At 66.0% G+C, this 15,450-nt stretch carries 15 protein-coding genes; 5 read left to right on the top strand and 10 right to left on the bottom strand.

The window, feature by feature from the left end:
• The 3 genes from ACE3SN_RS12365 to ACE3SN_RS12355 all read right to left on the bottom strand — a co-directional run.
• Positions 1-1,221, bottom strand: a 1,221-nt coding sequence (locus ACE3SN_RS12365; RefSeq protein ID WP_374530459.1) for a TolC family protein, incomplete at its 3' end; no start/stop codon positions are given.
• A gap of 4 nt (positions 1,222-1,225) precedes the next feature.
• Entirely contained in the window at positions 1,226-4,339 is a 3,114-nt protein-coding gene (locus ACE3SN_RS12360) for an efflux RND transporter permease subunit (RefSeq protein ID WP_374530457.1), read from the bottom strand.
• A gap of 5 nt (positions 4,340-4,344) precedes the next feature.
• A complete protein-coding gene (locus ACE3SN_RS12355; protein WP_374530455.1) occupies positions 4,345-5,460 on the bottom strand; it encodes an efflux RND transporter periplasmic adaptor subunit in 1,116 nt (371 codons plus the stop codon).
• A 107-nt stretch (positions 5,461-5,567) separates the two neighbouring features.
• Here ACE3SN_RS12355 and ACE3SN_RS12350 point away from each other — a divergent pair, with 107 nt between their 5' ends.
• Both ACE3SN_RS12350 and ACE3SN_RS12345 read left to right on the top strand, forming a co-directional pair.
• Complete coding sequence (locus tag ACE3SN_RS12350; RefSeq protein WP_374530453.1) at positions 5,568-6,224, top strand: response regulator transcription factor; 657 nt, start codon at positions 5,568-5,570, stop codon at positions 6,222-6,224.
• Complete coding sequence (locus tag ACE3SN_RS12345; RefSeq protein ID WP_374530451.1) at positions 6,221-7,603, top strand: ATP-binding protein; 1,383 nt, start codon at positions 6,221-6,223, stop codon at positions 7,601-7,603. The genes ACE3SN_RS12350 and ACE3SN_RS12345 overlap by 4 nt, the downstream gene beginning before the upstream one ends.
• 85 nt (positions 7,604-7,688) lie before the next feature.
• Here the strand turns inward: ACE3SN_RS12345 and ACE3SN_RS12340 are convergent, their stop codons facing one another.
• Together ACE3SN_RS12340 and ACE3SN_RS12335 are read right to left on the bottom strand one after the other, a co-directional pair.
• Positions 7,689-8,051 carry an EthD domain-containing protein gene (locus ACE3SN_RS12340; protein WP_374530449.1) on the bottom strand — a complete coding sequence of 121 codons (363 nt, stop codon included), beginning with the start codon at positions 8,049-8,051 and terminating at the stop codon, positions 7,689-7,691.
• 25 nt (positions 8,052-8,076) lie between these two features.
• The gene (locus ACE3SN_RS12335; RefSeq protein WP_374530447.1) at positions 8,077-9,033 is read right to left on the bottom strand and encodes a glutathione S-transferase family protein; all 957 of its coding nucleotides are present in this window, start codon (positions 9,031-9,033) and stop codon (positions 8,077-8,079) included.
• 174 nt (positions 9,034-9,207) lie between these two features.
• Here ACE3SN_RS12335 and ACE3SN_RS12330 point away from each other — a divergent pair, with 174 nt between their 5' ends.
• The gene (locus ACE3SN_RS12330; protein ID WP_374530445.1) at positions 9,208-10,719 is read left to right on the top strand and encodes a cryptochrome/photolyase family protein; all 1,512 of its coding nucleotides are present in this window, start codon (positions 9,208-9,210) and stop codon (positions 10,717-10,719) included.
• On the opposite strand, the gene ACE3SN_RS12325 is transcribed toward ACE3SN_RS12330, so the two are convergent.
• Both ACE3SN_RS12325 and ACE3SN_RS12320 read right to left on the bottom strand, forming a co-directional pair.
• Positions 10,678-10,848 carry a DUF2256 domain-containing protein gene (locus ACE3SN_RS12325; RefSeq protein ID WP_374530443.1) on the bottom strand — a complete coding sequence of 57 codons (171 nt, stop codon included), beginning with the start codon at positions 10,846-10,848 and terminating at the stop codon, positions 10,678-10,680. The genes ACE3SN_RS12330 and ACE3SN_RS12325 overlap by 42 nt on opposite strands.
• 5 nt (positions 10,849-10,853) lie before the next feature.
• Positions 10,854-11,594: an SDR family NAD(P)-dependent oxidoreductase gene (locus tag ACE3SN_RS12320; RefSeq protein ID WP_374530462.1), complete on the bottom strand. Its 741-nt coding sequence runs from the start codon at positions 11,592-11,594 to the stop codon at positions 10,854-10,856.
• Between the two features lie 103 nt (positions 11,595-11,697).
• Between ACE3SN_RS12320 and ACE3SN_RS12315 the strand changes: the two genes are divergently transcribed.
• Positions 11,698-12,177, top strand: a complete 480-nt coding sequence (locus ACE3SN_RS12315) for a DUF3429 family protein (protein ID WP_374530441.1) — start codon at positions 11,698-11,700, stop codon at positions 12,175-12,177.
• On the opposite strand, the gene ACE3SN_RS12310 is transcribed toward ACE3SN_RS12315, so the two are convergent.
• Positions 12,167-13,132, bottom strand: a complete 966-nt coding sequence (locus tag ACE3SN_RS12310; RefSeq protein WP_374530439.1) for an NAD(P)/FAD-dependent oxidoreductase — start codon at positions 13,130-13,132, stop codon at positions 12,167-12,169. The genes ACE3SN_RS12315 and ACE3SN_RS12310 overlap by 11 nt on opposite strands.
• A 16-nt stretch (positions 13,133-13,148) precedes the next feature.
• Entirely contained in the window at positions 13,149-13,763 is a 615-nt protein-coding gene (gene folE, locus ACE3SN_RS12305; protein WP_374530437.1) for a GTP cyclohydrolase I FolE, read from the bottom strand.
• A 109-nt stretch (positions 13,764-13,872) separates the two neighbouring features.
• Here folE and ACE3SN_RS12300 point away from each other — a divergent pair, with 109 nt between their 5' ends.
• Positions 13,873-14,490, top strand: coding sequence for a PAS domain-containing protein (locus ACE3SN_RS12300; protein WP_374530435.1), 618 nt, complete (start codon positions 13,873-13,875; stop codon positions 14,488-14,490).
• Positions 14,491-14,529: 39 nt separating this feature from the next.
• On the opposite strand, the gene ACE3SN_RS12295 is transcribed toward ACE3SN_RS12300, so the two are convergent.
• Complete coding sequence (locus ACE3SN_RS12295; protein ID WP_374530461.1) at positions 14,530-15,447, bottom strand: polyprenyl synthetase family protein; 918 nt, start codon at positions 15,445-15,447, stop codon at positions 14,530-14,532.
• Positions 15,448-15,450: the final 3 nt, after the last annotated feature.

Here is a 15,450-nt window from a genome sequence, read left to right as displayed (position 1 = left end):
CTCGTGGCTATCGATGCGCAGCTTGGTAAGCGCGCGCTGCGCCTCGACGCGCGCCGTCGCTTCGGCCCGGAAGGCATCGCCAACCTGACGTTCGGCAAACAGCAGATCGGTCAGCTCAACCTCGCCCGCCTCATAGCCCCGGCGCATCTTGGTGAGCGCGGCCACCTGCGCCGCCAGCCCCTCGCGCGAGCGCTGCCAGGCCGAATAGCGATACTCTGCCTCGGCAAGGTCGGCATCGGCCGTTTCGAGGATCGCATAGCGGGTCGCTTGAAGCTCGGCATCGGCGGCAGAGGATTCGGCCGCCGCTCGGTCGGCCAGGGCACTGCGGTGGCTGCCGCCGAACGGCATCGTCACCACCAGGCCGCCTCCACGTTCCATTCCGCCGCGTTCCGAGAAGGCGCGGAACCCGATCGAGGGATCGGCGATCCGGTCGCGGCGGACCCGCTCGGCCACGCTGTGGCTGCGGTTCGCCTCGGCCTCGGCCGCCGCCACTTCGTGGCTGTTGCTGACGATCAGATCGCGGAACTGCTCGAGCCCGCCCGCAGGCAGGATCGGCGAAGGCACCACGGGCGCGACCTCGGGGAGCGGCAGCGAGGGGAACTGCGCGGCCAGGCGCGCACGGGCAACCTGTTCGCGCCCGGCCGACTGCGAGGCCGTCAGCCGCGCCGCGCCCAGCGCCGCTTCGGCCTGATCGACCTCGAGCCGCGAGGCATCGCCCAGCGCCGCGCGGCGCTGCGCGGTCAGGACAAGGCGTTCGTTGTTCTTGACCAGCTCACGGTCGACAGCGGCTTCCGCCGCCGCGCCGACCCAGTCCCACCAATATTGCGAAAGCAGCAAGGCAGCCTGGTGCTTGGCATCCTCGGCCCGGTTTTCCGCCGCTTCAACCCCGTAGCGGCCGATTTCCTTATCGAGCGAGGCCTTGCCCGGCAGCCGCACCGGACGGGTAACCAGCACGTCGAATTCGTTGAACTGGCCTTCGCGGTCGACCGTGCGGCGCGTGTAGCTGCCGGTCATGGTGAATTCGTGCGGCCCCGCGCCCAGCGCCTGCGCCTCGGCCCGAGCCGCTTCGGTGCGCGCCCGCGCGGCCACGACCGTGGGGTGCTCATCGAGCGCAGTGGCGACCGTGGCCGCATCCGGCAGTCCGTCTGCGGTCAGTTCTTCACCGGCCAGGACCGGAGCACTGACCAGCGCGGCGACGATGTAAAGCAGATGGCAGCGCATCGCGTCAGTTCTCCAGGATCGGTTCGAGCAGGCTGCCGGCATCGCGTTCGGCGGCGCTTTCCCCGAAGCGTTCGTAGAGGATCGGCAGCAGGATCAGGGTCAGCAGGGTCGAGCTGATCAGGCCCCCGATAACCACGATCGCCAGCGGCTTCTGGATTTCGGACCCGGGGCCCGTCGCAAACAGCAGCGGCACCAGGCCGAACGCCGCAATCGAGGCGGTCATCAGCACCGGACGCAACCGCCGCTCCGCCCCGCGCCGGACGGCGTCGGCCAGGGCTAGCCCCTGTTCGCGCAACTGGCGGAAGTAGCTGACCATGACCAGGCCGTTGAGCACCGCGATGCCGAGCAGCGCGATAAAGCCGACCGAGGCGGGAACCGAAAGATACTCGCCCGAGATCGCCAGAGCGATCATCCCGCCGACCATCGCGAAGGGAATGTTGGCCAGGATCAGCAGCGAACCGCGCAGCGAACCCAGCGTCGCGTAGAGCATGCCGAAGATCATCAGCACGGCAATCGGCAAGACCACGAGCAGCCGGGCCGAGGCGCGCTGCTGGTTTTCGAACTGGCCGCCCCAGACCAGCCGGTAACCGGCCGGCAGCTTGACGTTGGCGTCGATCCGCCCCTTGGCCTCCTCGACATAGCCCACCAGGTCGCGCCCGCTGACGAAGGCCTGGATCATCGCGAAGCGCGATCCGCCCTCGTGCTCGAGCCGGACCGGCCCTTCGGTCCGCCGCACCGTCGCAACATCGCCGGCGCGCACGAGGTTGCCCGAAGGCGCGCGATAGACCTGGTCGGCGAAGGCCTCCGCCGAGAGGTTTCCAGCCCCCGCATCGGCGCCGCGCAGCATGATCGGCACGCGGCGATTCCCCTGGGCGACGACCCCGGCGGGCAGCCCCTCGATCTGCGCCCGCATCATGTCCTGCAGCAGGTCGACCGGTATCCCCAGGCGCCCTGCGGCAACCCGGTCGATATCGAACTGCAGGTAATCGACCCGGTCGTTGGCCACGGTCAGGGCTTCGGCGGTACCATCCATTGCCCGCAGCTGGCCTTCGATCTCGGCCGAAATCCGGCCGAGCTCGCCAAGGTCCGGGCCGAACACCTTGACCACCAGGTCCCCGCGCGCGCCGGTGAGCATTTCCGAAATGCGCATTTCGATCGGCTGGGTGAAGGTCGCCTCGATGCCCGTGAACTGATCGAGCACTTCGCGCATCTGGCCCAGCAGCCAATCCTTGTCGGCCACGCGCCACTGCTCGCGCGGCTTGAGCTGGAGGAAGCTGTCCGTATCGTTGAGCCCCATTGGATCCAGCCCCAGTTCGTCCGACCCCAGCCGGGCGATCACGTGGTCGACTTCGGGCACCTTGGCGAGCAGCGCCTGCTGCACGCGCAAGTCGACGTCGCGGCTGTGGTCGAGCGAAATCGAGGGCAGCTTGGTAAGCTGGACGATCATCGAGCCTTCATCCATCGTTGGCAGGAAGGTCTTGCCGGTCGCGCCATAGGCAACCCCGGTCAGCAGCAGCGCCGCCCCCGCCATCGTGAAAACCTTGCGCTGGTTGGCGAAGGCGGCTTCGAGCAGCCGTTTGTAGCGCGGCGCGAACTGGCGCATCAGCCAGGGTTCGTGGTGGCCCTGCTTCACCTTGAGCCCGAAATAGCCGAGCACCGGCACCAGCGTGAGCGAGAGCGCCAGCGCCGAGAGCAGCGCCAGCACGATGGTCAGCGCGACCGGAGCGAACAGCTTGCCTTCCAGTCCTTCCAGCGTGAGCAGCGGCAGGAACACGATGGCGATGATCGCCAGGCCCGAGGCGACCGGCGTGGCCACTTCCGCCGCAGCGATGAACACGTTATGCAGCTTGCCGGCCTTGGCGTGTTTCGGATCGGCCAGTCGCTCGACCACGTTCTCGATCACCACCACTGCGCCATCGACCAGCATCCCCACCGCGATGGCCAGCCCGCCCAGACTCATCAGGTTGGCGGTGAGCCCGATCGAGCGCATCAGGATAAAGGTCAGCAGCGCGGCCATCGGCAGGGCCACGGCGACGATCAGCGAAGCCCTGAGATCGCCCAGGAACAGCAGCAGCAGGACGACCACCAGCACCGTCGCTTCGAGCAGCGCCTCTTCCACCGTGCCGACCGCGCGCGAAATCAGGTCCGAGCGATCGTAGAACACGCTCACGCTCATGCCCGCAGGCAGGCTCGGCTTGATCTCCTCGAGCCGCTGCTTGACCCCGCCCACGACCTTGCTGGCATCCGCGCCGCGCAGGCCGATCACCAGGCCTTCCACCGCCTCGCCCTTGCCGTCCTTGGTCACCGCGCCATAGCGCGTCAGGCTGCCGATCCGGACCTGTGCCACATCGCCCAGCCGCACCACCCGGCCGCCCGGCGCGCGCAGGACCACCGAGGACAGGTCATCGAGGCTCTGGATCGCCCCGCTCGACCGAACGATCAGTGCCTCTTCACCTGCGACCAGGCGGCCAGCCCCGTCATTGCGGTTGCTCCGCTCGATCGCGGCGACAAGGTCGGGCACGGCCAGCCCGGCCCCGGCCAGCGCATTGTTGTCGGGTACCACTTCGAAGGTTTCGACGTGCCCGCCCAGCGCGTTGACATCGGCCACGCCCGGCACCGTGCGCAGCGCCGGTCGCACCGTCCAGTCGAGCACGCGGCGCTTTTCGGCAAGGCTCTGCGGGCCTTCCAGCGTGAACATGTACATGTCCGACAGCGGGGTAGAGATTGGCGCCATCCCGCCGCTGACACTGGCCGGCAAGTCGCCCATTGCATTGTTGAGCCGTTCCGCAACCTGGCTGCGCGCCCAGTAGATGTCGGTCCCGTCCTTGAAGTCGATCGTGATGTCCGCGATCGCGTACTTGGCCACCGAACGCAGCACCGACTGGTTGGGGATGCCCAGCATCTCCATCTCGATCGGCGTGATCACCCGGCTTTCGACCTCTTCGGGGGTCATCCCCGGAGCCTTGAGGATGATCTTGACCTGGGTCGAACTGATGTCGGGAAAGGCGTCGATCGGCAGGTTCGCGAACGACCACGCGCCCAGCCCCGCCAGCAGCGCGGCCAGGCCCAGGACGGCGAGCCTCAGCGCCAGCGCGCGTTCGACCAGTTTGCGCAGCATGGCCCTTACTCCGCCGTCATTGCCTTGAGTTCGGCGATCCCGCTGACCGCGAGCTTCTCGCCCGGCTTAAGCCCGGCGGAAATCACGCTACTTCCGCCGACTTCGGCCTCGACGGTGACCTTGCGGCGCACAAAGCGCTGGCCTTCGCGCACGAAGACATAGGCCTGCCCGTCGACGCGGGTGACCGCGCTTGACGGAACGACGATCCCGCTGGTCGTGCCCGCGGCCTTGATCACCACCGTCACGCCTTTGCCCGCCACCACGCCGGGCACGGCCTCGAGGCTGGCGCGTGCCGGGACAGAGCGGGTTTCCGGATCGAGCGAGGCCCCGACGGAAAGCAGGGTGCCCTTCGCGATGACCGGCTTGGCATCGATCCCGCCCGTGGGCACCTGCACCTCGATGGCCATGCCGGGCTGAACCTTGGCCGCGATCGCCTCGGGCAGCTGAATGTCGACCTGAAAGGCGGCGGGATTCTCGATCACGAAGGGTGCGGTCATCGGATCGACCGCGCCGCCCGTTTCAACCGCCACTTTCGCCACCCGGCCGGAAATCGGCGCGCGCAGGGTCATCGAGCCATCCGGCGAACCGCCACCGAGCGCCAGCTGGCGCCGACTTTCCGCCACCGTCGCCCGCGCCTGCTGCAACTGCGCCTGGGCTTCCTCGACCCGGGCGGTCGCCACGATCCCTTCGCGATTGAGCTGGGCCAGCCGCTTCACGCGCGCCTCGGCCAACCGCAGGTCGGCTTCGGCCCGGGCAAGCGTGCCGCCGTGCTGGATGGCATCGGGCGCGCGAACCACCCCGAGCACGTCGCCGCGGCGAACCTGCTGCCCCTCGATCACTTGGATCCGCACGGCCACGCCGCTATAGGGCACCGCCACCGCCACGCGCCCATCGGGGGCCAGCATCACCTGGCCATAGGCGAGGCCGACCGGCAGATCGTTCGCCTGAGGCACGACCTCAACCCGGATGCCAAGGCGCTCCAGCTGGTCATCCGCGATGGTGCCCGGGGCAACCTGCTGGCTTGGCGGGGCCTGACCGTCCGAACCACCGTGAGAGTACCAGTACCAACCCGCTAGGGCGGCAAGAGGAAGCGCAGCGAAGCCGATGATGCGTTTGTCCATGGCCCGCCCCTTATCCCGCGAACCTGACAGAAACTTGCCAATCTGACAGGTTTTAGTCAGTTTGCGGTGCTATCAGCCATGCCGGAAGACCAGAGAAAGGCACAAGATTGCGGCTCTTGCTGGTAGAGGATGACGCCGAACTGGGCCGCCGCCTGGGCGAACGGCTGCGCGATGCCGGCTTCGCCGTCGATCTCGCGCGGACCGCCGCCGAGGCCTCGGCCTGGCCCGAACTTGAACGGATGGACGCCGTGGTGCTCGACCTTGGCCTGCCCGACGGCGATGGCATGGACCTGCTGCACGGTTGGCGCGCGGCGCGGATTTCCTGTCCGATCCTGATCCTCACCGCGCGCGGCAGCTGGCAGGAAAAGGTCGATGGCTTGAATGCCGGGGCCGACGACTTCGTGGTCAAGCCGGTGCGCTTCGAGGAATTGCTCGCGCGGCTTCACGCACTAATGCGGCGGCGCTCGGACGAACGCGACCCCTGGATCGAGGCCGGCGGTCTGCGGCTCGATCCGCTGACCGGCAGCGTCACGCACGATGGCGTGGCGATCCGGCTGAGCAAGCAGGAGTTCCGACTGTTGCACCTGTTCATGCGGCGGCGGGGACAGATGCTATCCCAGGCCCAGATCCTCGAACACCTCTACGAGCTGGAGAGCGAGCGCGAATTCAATACGGTCGAAGTGCTGGTTGGCCGGGTCCGGCGCAAGATCGGCCCCGGCCTGATCGAGACCCGCAGGGGTTTCGGCTACAGGTTCGCGCCATGACCTGGCGAACACCGCTTTCGGGCCTCGCGCGTACCAGCCTGCGCACCCGGCTTTCGCTCGCCGTGCTGGCCTGGACCCTGCTTGGCATTACGGCGATCTGGCTCTCCGCCACCCGCCTGTTCGCGGCTCACGTCGAAGAGCACTTCAACGACGAGCTGATGGTCCACGTCCAGGAACTGTCGCGATTGACCCGCATTGGCGCGGATGGGCGCCCGGAACTGATCCGCCCGCTCTCCGATCCGCGCTACGAAGTGCCGCTTTCAGGCTATTACTGGCAGGTCAGCGTCAACGGCAAACCACCGCTCAAATCGGCTTCGATGACGCGGGGATCGCTCGATGCGCGAATTGCCCATTCGAACACGATCCTGCACTCGAACACCGCCGGACCAACTGGCGATGCCATCGTCTATGGCATGGTCCGCCGCGATCCGAGCGGCCCCGAGCTGCACTTCGTGATCGCAACCGACCATTCCGAGCTGGAGGCTCTGGTCGGACACTTCACGCGCGAGCTCAGCCTGTGGCTGGCCCTGCTCGCCGCCGGGCTGCTCGGCGCCGGCGCGGCCATGGCGCGCCTGACGCTGCGACCGCTTGGCCGGCTCAGCCAGGCGATCGCCCGGCTTGAACAAGGCCGGGCGGAGCGGTTGGAAGGAGACTATCCCAGCGAGATCAGGCCCCTGGTCGAGGGCCTCAATGCCTTCGTGCGCAGCACCGCCGAAGCCGTTGCACGCAGCCGGGTCGAGGCCGGCAACCTGGCACATTCGCTGCGCACGCCGCTTGCCGTCATTACCGACGAGGCAGAGCAGCTGGCGCGCGCCGATGCCACGCACGAAGCGGCGCAGGTCTTGCTGCAGCAGGCCTCGACCATGCAGTTGCAGATCGATTACCAGTTGGCGCGGGCGCGCTCGTCAAACCGCGCGGGCCTGCCCGGCGCGGCATCGAACCTGCCCGACATGCTCCCCGCGATCATCAATGCAATCGGGCGGCTGCATCCCGGCAAGACGTTCCGCATCGAAAACCAACTTACCGCTGCACAGACGGTTCCGCTCGATCCGGTCGATCTTCTCGAAGTTCTCTCAAACCTGCTCGACAACGCGGGCAAGTGGGCCCGAACGGCCGTAACCCTGGGCCTCGCCGAAACTGACCGCACAATCGAACTGACCGTTACGGACGACGGGCCGGGGCTGGATCCCGCCCAGATCGAGCAGGCGTTCGGCATTGGCGTGCGGTTCGACACCGCAATGCCCGGCTCAGGCCTTGGCCTCGCGATCGCGCGCAATATCAGCGAAGGCATGGGCGCGCGGCTAACCCTGGGCGGGCGTGCGGATGGCAAATCGGGCCTCAGCGCCCGGCTGGAAGTGCCTCGCGCTGCCCGCGCCTGAGCCTGAACCTGACCCTTAGCCCACCGGCATTACGGCGGAATTTGTTCGACCCTGCATCGCAGAATGATGCGACGCGGGCCTTGCGTTAGTGGTCGACGACAACCTGCTCCTGCACGAAATAGAGCGGAGAGTTGGGCAGGTCGATGAAGCGGCGTTCGTCTTCAAGGAGCATGGTTCCGGCCGCGCGGCCCGCTTCGGTGGCAGAGCTGGCAAGGATTGCCTCGATATCGTCGAACCACAGTTCGGCAACACCGTCATAGGGCTCGACGAGGGTGCCGCGAACCGCGCTGACTCCGCCCAGGCGGGGATCGCTCAGGGTATGACTCTGCACATAACGCCGAATATTGAGCACCGGTGCAACGCTTCGCACCAAAGGTCCGTGCTGGTTGAGCCAGTAATCCTGAAATTCCTGCAAGCTCAGGTGCGGCAGGCGCCTCAGGCAGAACATCAGCTTGATTATCGTCGCTTCCCTTTCAACCCTGGATCACGAAGCCAATGCGCGGAAAATGCACGACTACTTCACCCAGGTCATCGCATTCGCGCCTGATGGCGACATGGTGGTCCGAGGAGCCGACCAGGGTCCCGGCTATCGGATCGCGGCCGTAATCGTCGGCGGCAACCGTCACTGTCTTGCCGGCCAGCGCGGCATCACGCCTTGCCACGGTGCTGCTGCCGGGAACGGCATCGCGCGCGACTGCGAGCGCCGCATCGGCGCTGACGGGACTGCGCGTACCATGACCGATCGCCGCAACGCGGCCGACCCAATCCGAAACCAGAGCATCGTCGGTAAATATGCCGCTGGCCGGGGGAAAGGCGTTTCGGATGAACCACAGGTTGTAATAGGCGTTCGCGTCGGCCAGCCCCGGTCGGTCTCCGCCCAGGAAAGCGCGTCCGTCAGCCAATTGTTCGGCGATCAGAGCAACATGGGCGCGAAGCTGGGCCTCCATGTGGGGAATGGCAAGCCGCATCCGATCCGTATCGAAAGGCTGCCCGCTGAGCGCCTCGCGATCCTTGATGAAGGCGGGGTCAACATGTTCGGCAAGATTGCCGAAAATCACCGCAACGGCGGCCTGAAACAGGGAACGGTCCGTCCACAAGGCCAAGGCCTGCGCAAGCCCGCGATTGCCGTCGGGGAACAGGGTCGGATCGGGAAAACGCCGCTCCAGTTCGCGCACAATCAGCATGCTGTCGCAATAGATATCGGCGCCGATCTGCATCACCGGAATCCGGCGGTAGCCACCCGTCAATGGCACCAGCTGCGGCTTGGGCATGATGACCGGCTGCTCCACCGCTCCCCAGGCCAGGCCCTTGATGCCCAGGCAGACCCGCACCTTCTCTGAAAACGGCGAGTTATCGTAGTGATGCAGCAGGATATCTGGCATGTCATGGTCCTCGTCCAAGGCAAACGGCGGGGTGGCTTCCGCCCGCATCACAGCCGAGTTTGCCCGCTTTGGCAATGCGCTCGGCACGATCCGGGCAGCGCGCGGATCCGGCCTGCAATCCCCAATGGACAGGCTGCGCATTCATCGGCGCAGACTAGGCCGTAAACCCATAAGCGGCGCCCCGATGGCACCGTTGATGGGTTTACGGCCTAGGACAACGCGATGCCGCAAAGTCTTGTTCTGATCCTGGGGGATCAACTTAGCCATGGTCTGTCCGCGCTTGGCGCGGCTGATCGCGCTAGCGATGTGGTGTTGATGGCTGAGGTGATGGCCGAGGCGAGCTACGTCCCGCATCACAAGAAGAAGATTGCCCTGATTTTTTCCGCGATGCGCCACTTTTCCGCCGAATTGCGCCAAGCGGGCTGGACCGTCGACTATGTGAAACTGGACGATCCCGCAAACACCGGAACTCTGGGCGGCGAAGTGCAGCGGGCGCTGTCACGCCACGGTCTGACGCGGGTGATCGCAACCGAGCCCGGCGAATGGCGCCTGCTTGCGGAAATGCAGTCGTGGCCGGCCACCACGCTGCTCGCTGACCGCCGCTTCCTTGCCGATCGCGCCGGCTTTGCCGACTGGGCGGCGGGACGGAGCGGGCTGCGCATGGAACATTTTTACCGCATCATGCGGCGCAAGACCGGGCTGCTGATGGACAATGGCCAACCCGTCGGCGGGCGATGGAACTTCGATGCGGACAACCGCAAGGCGATTGATCGGGATCTGCACATCCCACAGCCGCCGCGATTCACGCCCGATCCGATTACCCGCGAAGTGCTCGACCTCGTCGCCAAGCGCTTTCCGGACAATTTCGGCTCGCTCGAGCCATTCTGGTTCGGCGTGGACAGGTCCGATGCGGAAGCGGCCTTTGCCCACTTTGTGCGCCACGCCCTGCCGCTGTTCGGCAGTTACCAGGATGCCATGCTTCGCGGGCAGGCGTTTCTCTATCACGCGGTCATCGCGCCCTACCTCAACCTCGGCCTGCTCGACCCACTGGAGATCTGCCGGGTAGTCGAAACCGCCTGGCGCAATGGCACGATCCCGCTCAACAGCGCGGAAGGCTTCATTCGGCAAGTGATCGGTTGGCGCGAATTCGTGCGCGGCATCTATTGGTGGCGCATGCCAGGTTATGAGCATGCCAATGCGCTGCGCGCCCAGCGGCCGCTTCCGACCTTCTACTGGACTGCCGAGACATCCATGGCGTGTCTTGGCGCATGTATCAGCCAGACCCGCGATGAAGCCTATGCCCACCACATCCAGCGCCTGATGGTGACCGGCAATTTCGCGCTGCTTGCCGGGATCGACCCCCACGAACTGCACCGCTGGTACCTTTCGGTCTATGCGGATGCGTTTGAATGGGTGGAACTGCCCAATACCATTGGCATGAGCCAATTTGCCGACGATGGCTTGCTCGCCAGCAAGCCTTATGCGGCCAGCGGCAGCTACATCAATCGCATGAGCGACTATTGCCGGGGCTGTCGCTACGATGTGAAGGCCAAGTCCGGTCCCGACGCATGCCCCTTCAATCTCCTCTATTGGGACTTCATTGCGCGACATCGCGAACGACTGGCCCGCAATCCGCGAATGGCGCCGATGGTTCGCACCTGGGACCGCTTTTCCGCCGAGCGCCAGCAGCAGCTAAGGGGCGATGCCGCTTCGTTTCTCGAAACTCTTGGCTGAACGGCAGCGATCAGAGCAGTATTTGACGTTGTCCCAGTCGCGCGCCCACTTGCGCCGCCAGGCAAACGGCCGTCCACAGGCCGCGCAGGGCTTTGTCGGAAGCTCGGCCTTGCGACGCATTTTGCCCATTGTCGTTACCAGGGCAGCCGCGCGCCATCCCACGAGAACAGTCCGCCACTGTCCGCAGGGGTCAATCGGTCGATGACCGCAAGAAGTCGCGCGGCCGCCTCGTCAGGCGCGAACAGCCGTTGCGGAGCGACACGGCGCTGGAACGGCGCGGAGAGCCGACTGTCTACCGTACCGGGATGCAAGGCTGCGGCGATGGCCAGCGGATGGCTTCGCGCCAGTTCGATGCCGAAATTGCGCACCAGCATGTTCAAGGCCGCCTTGCTGGCACGGTAACTATGCCAGCCGCCCAACCGATTGTCGGCGATCGAACCGACCCTGGCGGACAGCACCGCGAATGCAGCGCGGCGATCGCGCGGCAATCGAGCCAGGCAATGCTTGGCAATCAATGCCGGACCGATGGTGTTCACAGCGAACAATTCGGCCATGACCGCGGGATCGAGCGCCCGGATCGACTTTTCCGGTGCGATCCCGCGCAAGGGATCGTGAAGCAATCCAGACGCGACGATCACCAGCCTTGGCTGATGCTGATCGCCTTCAAGGGCCGAGACGATACTGGCTTCGTCGGCAAGGTCGAACACAAAGCCTTGCGCGCCCGCCGGCACCTGTTCAGGCTTGTCCCGCACACCTGCACGGACCAGATCGAATTGGCCACTTGCCAGCAAGCGCGCCGTTATCGCCCTCCCGATTGCGCCCCCCGCGCCGAACACGACAGCCGATGACGGGGTGGCAGGCGAGGACAGGATCATGTTCGAGCGATAGCGCGATCGCGGCTGCAACAGCACCTGCCGAAAGGGGTACTGACCGAATGGCCATGTTGTGTCGCGCAAAGGCGCGGGCTTTGTGGCAGTCATGACCCACGACCACCTGCCTCGTTCGGTCCGCTGGTTTGGACTGGCCGGAACCCTGCCGCAGATCCTCTGCCTCGCCGCCGTGCTGACAGCGCCCGAATGGCGCTGGTTCGCGCTTGCGGCGGCGTGCTCCTACGCGGCGACAATCCTCGCATTCCTTGGCGGAATCTGGTGGATGCAGGGCCTCGCATCAGGGGATATGAAGCCCTTGCCCTATGCCTTGGGCATTGCCGCCGCCCTCTCGGCCTGGGCCGCCCTGCTCCCCTGGTGTCTCGGCTGGAGCTGGCCCGGGCCGGCGTTGATTTTCCTTGGTGTGGCCTTGTTGCTCAGCCCGCGTGCCGATCGCAGGCTGGCGGAACGCGCAGCTGCGGAGCGACTGGCTGCGTCCCGTGCATGGATGAGACTGCGCTGGGTGCTGAGCGGTATTCTTGGCAGTCTGACCTTGACGATCGGGATCGCGGCCGACGTCCTCAAGCCATAGCGCCCGACACCGCTGCCGTGCCGGATGGCGCCGGCGCTGCGTGAACGGCTTCCGCAAGTTTGGTCCCCGAAAGCCACGCGCCCTCGATCCGTGCCACACTGCACCAGTCGCCGCAGACGCCAAGCCCAAGGCCCGCGTTCCACAGGATTCGATCCAGCGGGCCGCTCGTCTCGGCAAAGCGCCAACGATGCGCCTTCAGGAACACTGGCGGTGGCAGCGCGCACCCGCTCTGCGCCGAAAAGATCTCGATCAACCGGGCGGCCACGGTCTCGCGGTCCAGTTCCAGATTGGCTTGCGACCAGTCCGGCCCAGCCTGGAGCACCCAGCTTTCGCCCGCCGGGCGACCGGGCTTGGAATTGTTGCGCGCGGCCCAGGCGATCGGCCCGAGATCGCGCATGTAGGCCGGTAAGGCAGGCAGCGGTTCCGCAAAACCGGCCATCACGGTCCAGCACGGCTGCGATTGCGTTCCGATCATCGCGGTAGCCATCGCAAAGTCGTGGAGCGAAACCAGCGGAATGGCCTGTTCCGGCGGAACCGCGATCACCAGAGCCGCGACCTCTTCTCGGGGCAGTCCGGCCCCGGATACGGACCAACCCGAAGGCGTTCGCTCGATGTGCTGGATCTGCGCCTTGAACCGTACGTCGAGGCCCGCGCACTGCGCCTCGACGAGATTGGCCATGTCCGGGACGCCCACCAGCGCCCCGTCCGGTCCGTCGGGCCATTGCGCCACCAAGCCCGATTGCATCCAGGCAGCGACCTGGGCAGAGAACGCGCCGGTTCCCGGGACCAGGTATTGCGCGCCAAAATCCCACGACCTGCCATCAAGCCGCAGGGTCGAAAGCCTTCCACCGGGCCTGAATCCCTTGTCAAAAAGAACGGCATCGTGCCCCAGCACCGTCAGCCGCCTGGCACAGGCCAGGCCAGCGATGCCCGCTCCGACAATCCCGACGCGCATTTCCGCGCCTTCCCGCTCAGCGATGTCCCATCAGGGACAGAACTTCCTTGCGGCTGCTGGGATCGTCGCGGAAACAACCGAGCACCTTGCTTGTCACCATGTCCACGCCGTGCGTGCGAACGCCCCGACCGGTCATGCAGCCATGCTGCGCCTTGATCACCACGGCGACGCCCTGGGGTTGCAGATTATCCCAGATACACTGGGCGATTTCCGCAGTCAGACGTTCCTGGATCTGCAGGCGCCTGGCAAAGCCATGCAGCACGCGCGCCAGCTTGGAGATGCCGACCACGCGATCGGTCGGAAGATAGGCGATCGACGCGGTTCCGACGATCGGGGCAAGGTGATGTTCGCAGTGCGAATGGAACGGGATGTCGCGCAGCAGGACGACTTCGTCATAGCCCGCGACTTCTTCGAACGTGCGCAGCAGGTGCATTGCGGGGTCTTCCGCATAACCTGAGCAGTATTCCTTCCACGCGCGGCCAAACCTCGCCGGCGTATCGATCAGCCCTTCGCGTTCGGGATCCTCGCCGGCCCAGCGCAGCAGGGTGCGCACGGCCTCCTGCACTTCGTCCGGGACGATCGGCTTGTCGCCGTGCAGTTCTGGCACGAGGCGGGAGTGCATGATGTTCATTGGGTTTCCCTGCTGTAAGCGGTTTTGCCGGTCGCCGATGGGGGGAGTGGAGCTGGGAAGATCGACGACCGGCAGATATTGTCTAGGCGCAAGGCGTCCGGTCTGCGATATGGCCGTTCGGGCAGTAAGAAGGCAGGCCGGAGCGGTAATGACACCTGATTCCCTGATAGCAAACAGTCAGGTAGCGGCCGTGGTCAGCGATCCACGCCAGGCTGATAACCCCATCGTGGCCTGCAATCAGGCCTTCATGGACCTGACGGGATACGCGCGCGAAGAGATCCTTGGGCGCAATTGCCGGTTCCTGCGCGGCGAGCGGACCGAGCCCGAACAAACCGCAAAGCTGCGTGAAGCGGTCGCACAGCGCCGCCCGGCCATGGTTGAACTGACCAACTACCGCAAGGACGGCACCCCGTTTCTCAACGCGGTGATGATTGCCCCGCTTTTCGACGACAATGGCGATCTGACCTACTTTCTGGGTTCCCAGATGGCGATCGACGAAGATGGCGAGCATCGCCGCCGGCAGGCGCGCGCGCTCATCGAAGGATTGAGCCGGCGGCAGCGCCAGATCCTGGAAGCCCTCGCCAAGGGGCGGCTCAACAAGCAGATTGCCTACGAACTTGGCCTGACCGAACGCACCGTGAAGATGCATCGCGCCGCGGTGCTGCGTGGGCTTGGGGTGCGCACTGTCGCCGAGGCGATCCGCATCGCGATCGAGGCCGGACTCTAGCCGCCCCCCGATGGCTGCGCGTGGCCGGATTGATCCGGCTCAGTGCATCCGGCTTACGGCAAAGCGCGCCAGGTCCCGCAGTGGCAGAGCTCGCATCCCGAACGGATCGAGCGCCTCGTGGCAAGCCGACTCAAGGTGACTGGCCTGGCGTTCGGCGCCATCCAGCCCAAGCAGCGAGGTTGCGGTCTTTCGCCCTGCGGCGACATCCTTGCCAACCGCCTTGCCGACGACGGCCGCATCGCCGATCCGATCAAGGATATCGTCGCGGATCTGGAAGATTAGCCCGAGGTTTTCGGCAAAGCGCAGCAGCCTGGCCTGTTCTTCCGCCGAACATGTCCCAAGCTTCGCCCCGGCTTCCACGGCAAAGCGGATCAGCGCGCCAGTCTTGCGCGATTCGCAATCGAATACAGCGCCTGGAGATGGATTGGCCGGGGGATAGAGGTCCATCATCTGACCGCCAGCCAGTCCGTCCTGCCCGATCGCCCGGGCGAGTGACAGGACCAGCGCGGACCTGACTTCCCCGCTAGGATGGGTCGCCTCGTCCGCCAGCAATTCGAACGCGAGAGCAAGCAGCGCATCGCCCGCAAGCACGGCGGTCGCCTCGTCAAACTTGCGGTGCAAGGTCGGCCGTCCGCGCCGCAGGTCATCATCGTCCATGCAGGGCAGATCATCATGGACCAGCGATTGGGCATGGACGCATTCGATCGCCGCGCCAACCCGCAGCGCCTGGGCATAGGATCCGCCGACCAGTTCGCTCACCGCGGTGACCAGCAGCGCGCGGAACCGTTTGCCACCGCCAATCACGGCATAGCGCATCGCGGCAGCCAGTTGCCGGTCGCGACCGCGCCCATGACCGATCGCCCGGTCGAGTTCGGCATCGATATCCTTGCGCAAGCGCACCAGGCGATCTTCGAGCGATCCGGCGCCCTCCTCGCCGCCAAGACCGGCGAGTGCCACGGC

This window comes from Novosphingobium sp. (assembly GCF_041915465.1).
GTDB lineage: Bacteria > Pseudomonadota > Alphaproteobacteria > Sphingomonadales > Sphingomonadaceae > Novosphingobium.
The sequence above is the reverse complement of the archived record's forward strand: the minus strand, read 5'-3'. Positions and strand labels throughout refer to the sequence as shown.

Excerpts from the sequence above, each read along its gene's own strand:
- ACE3SN_RS12355 (WP_374530455.1), bottom strand. The coding sequence starts at position 5,460 with ATGGACAAACGCATCATCGGCTTCGCTGCGCTTCCTCTTGCCGCCCTA.
- ACE3SN_RS12310 (WP_374530439.1), bottom strand. The coding sequence starts at position 13,132 with ATGCGCGTCGGGATTGTCGGAGCGGGCATCGCTGGCCTGGCCTGTGCC.
- ACE3SN_RS12340 (WP_374530449.1), bottom strand. The coding sequence starts at position 8,051 with ATGTTCTGCCTGAGGCGCCTGCCGCACCTGAGCTTGCAGGAATTTCAG.
- ACE3SN_RS12320 (WP_374530462.1), bottom strand. The coding sequence starts at position 11,594 with ATGATCCTGTCCTCGCCTGCCACCCCGTCATCGGCTGTCGTGTTCGGC.
- ACE3SN_RS12335 (WP_374530447.1), bottom strand. The coding sequence starts at position 9,033 with ATGCGGGCGGAAGCCACCCCGCCGTTTGCCTTGGACGAGGACCATGAC.
- ACE3SN_RS12330 (WP_374530445.1), top strand. The coding sequence starts at position 9,208 with ATGCCGCAAAGTCTTGTTCTGATCCTGGGGGATCAACTTAGCCATGGT.
- ACE3SN_RS12300 (WP_374530435.1), top strand. The coding sequence starts at position 13,873 with ATGGCCGTTCGGGCAGTAAGAAGGCAGGCCGGAGCGGTAATGACACCT.
- folE (WP_374530437.1), bottom strand. The coding sequence starts at position 13,763 with ATGAACATCATGCACTCCCGCCTCGTGCCAGAACTGCACGGCGACAAG.
- ACE3SN_RS12325 (WP_374530443.1), bottom strand. The coding sequence starts at position 10,848 with ATGGGCAAAATGCGTCGCAAGGCCGAGCTTCCGACAAAGCCCTGCGCG.
- ACE3SN_RS12360 (WP_374530457.1), bottom strand. The coding sequence starts at position 4,339 with ATGCTGCGCAAACTGGTCGAACGCGCGCTGGCGCTGAGGCTCGCCGTC.
- ACE3SN_RS12345 (WP_374530451.1), top strand. The coding sequence starts at position 6,221 with ATGACCTGGCGAACACCGCTTTCGGGCCTCGCGCGTACCAGCCTGCGC.
- ACE3SN_RS12315 (WP_374530441.1), top strand. The coding sequence starts at position 11,698 with ATGACCCACGACCACCTGCCTCGTTCGGTCCGCTGGTTTGGACTGGCC.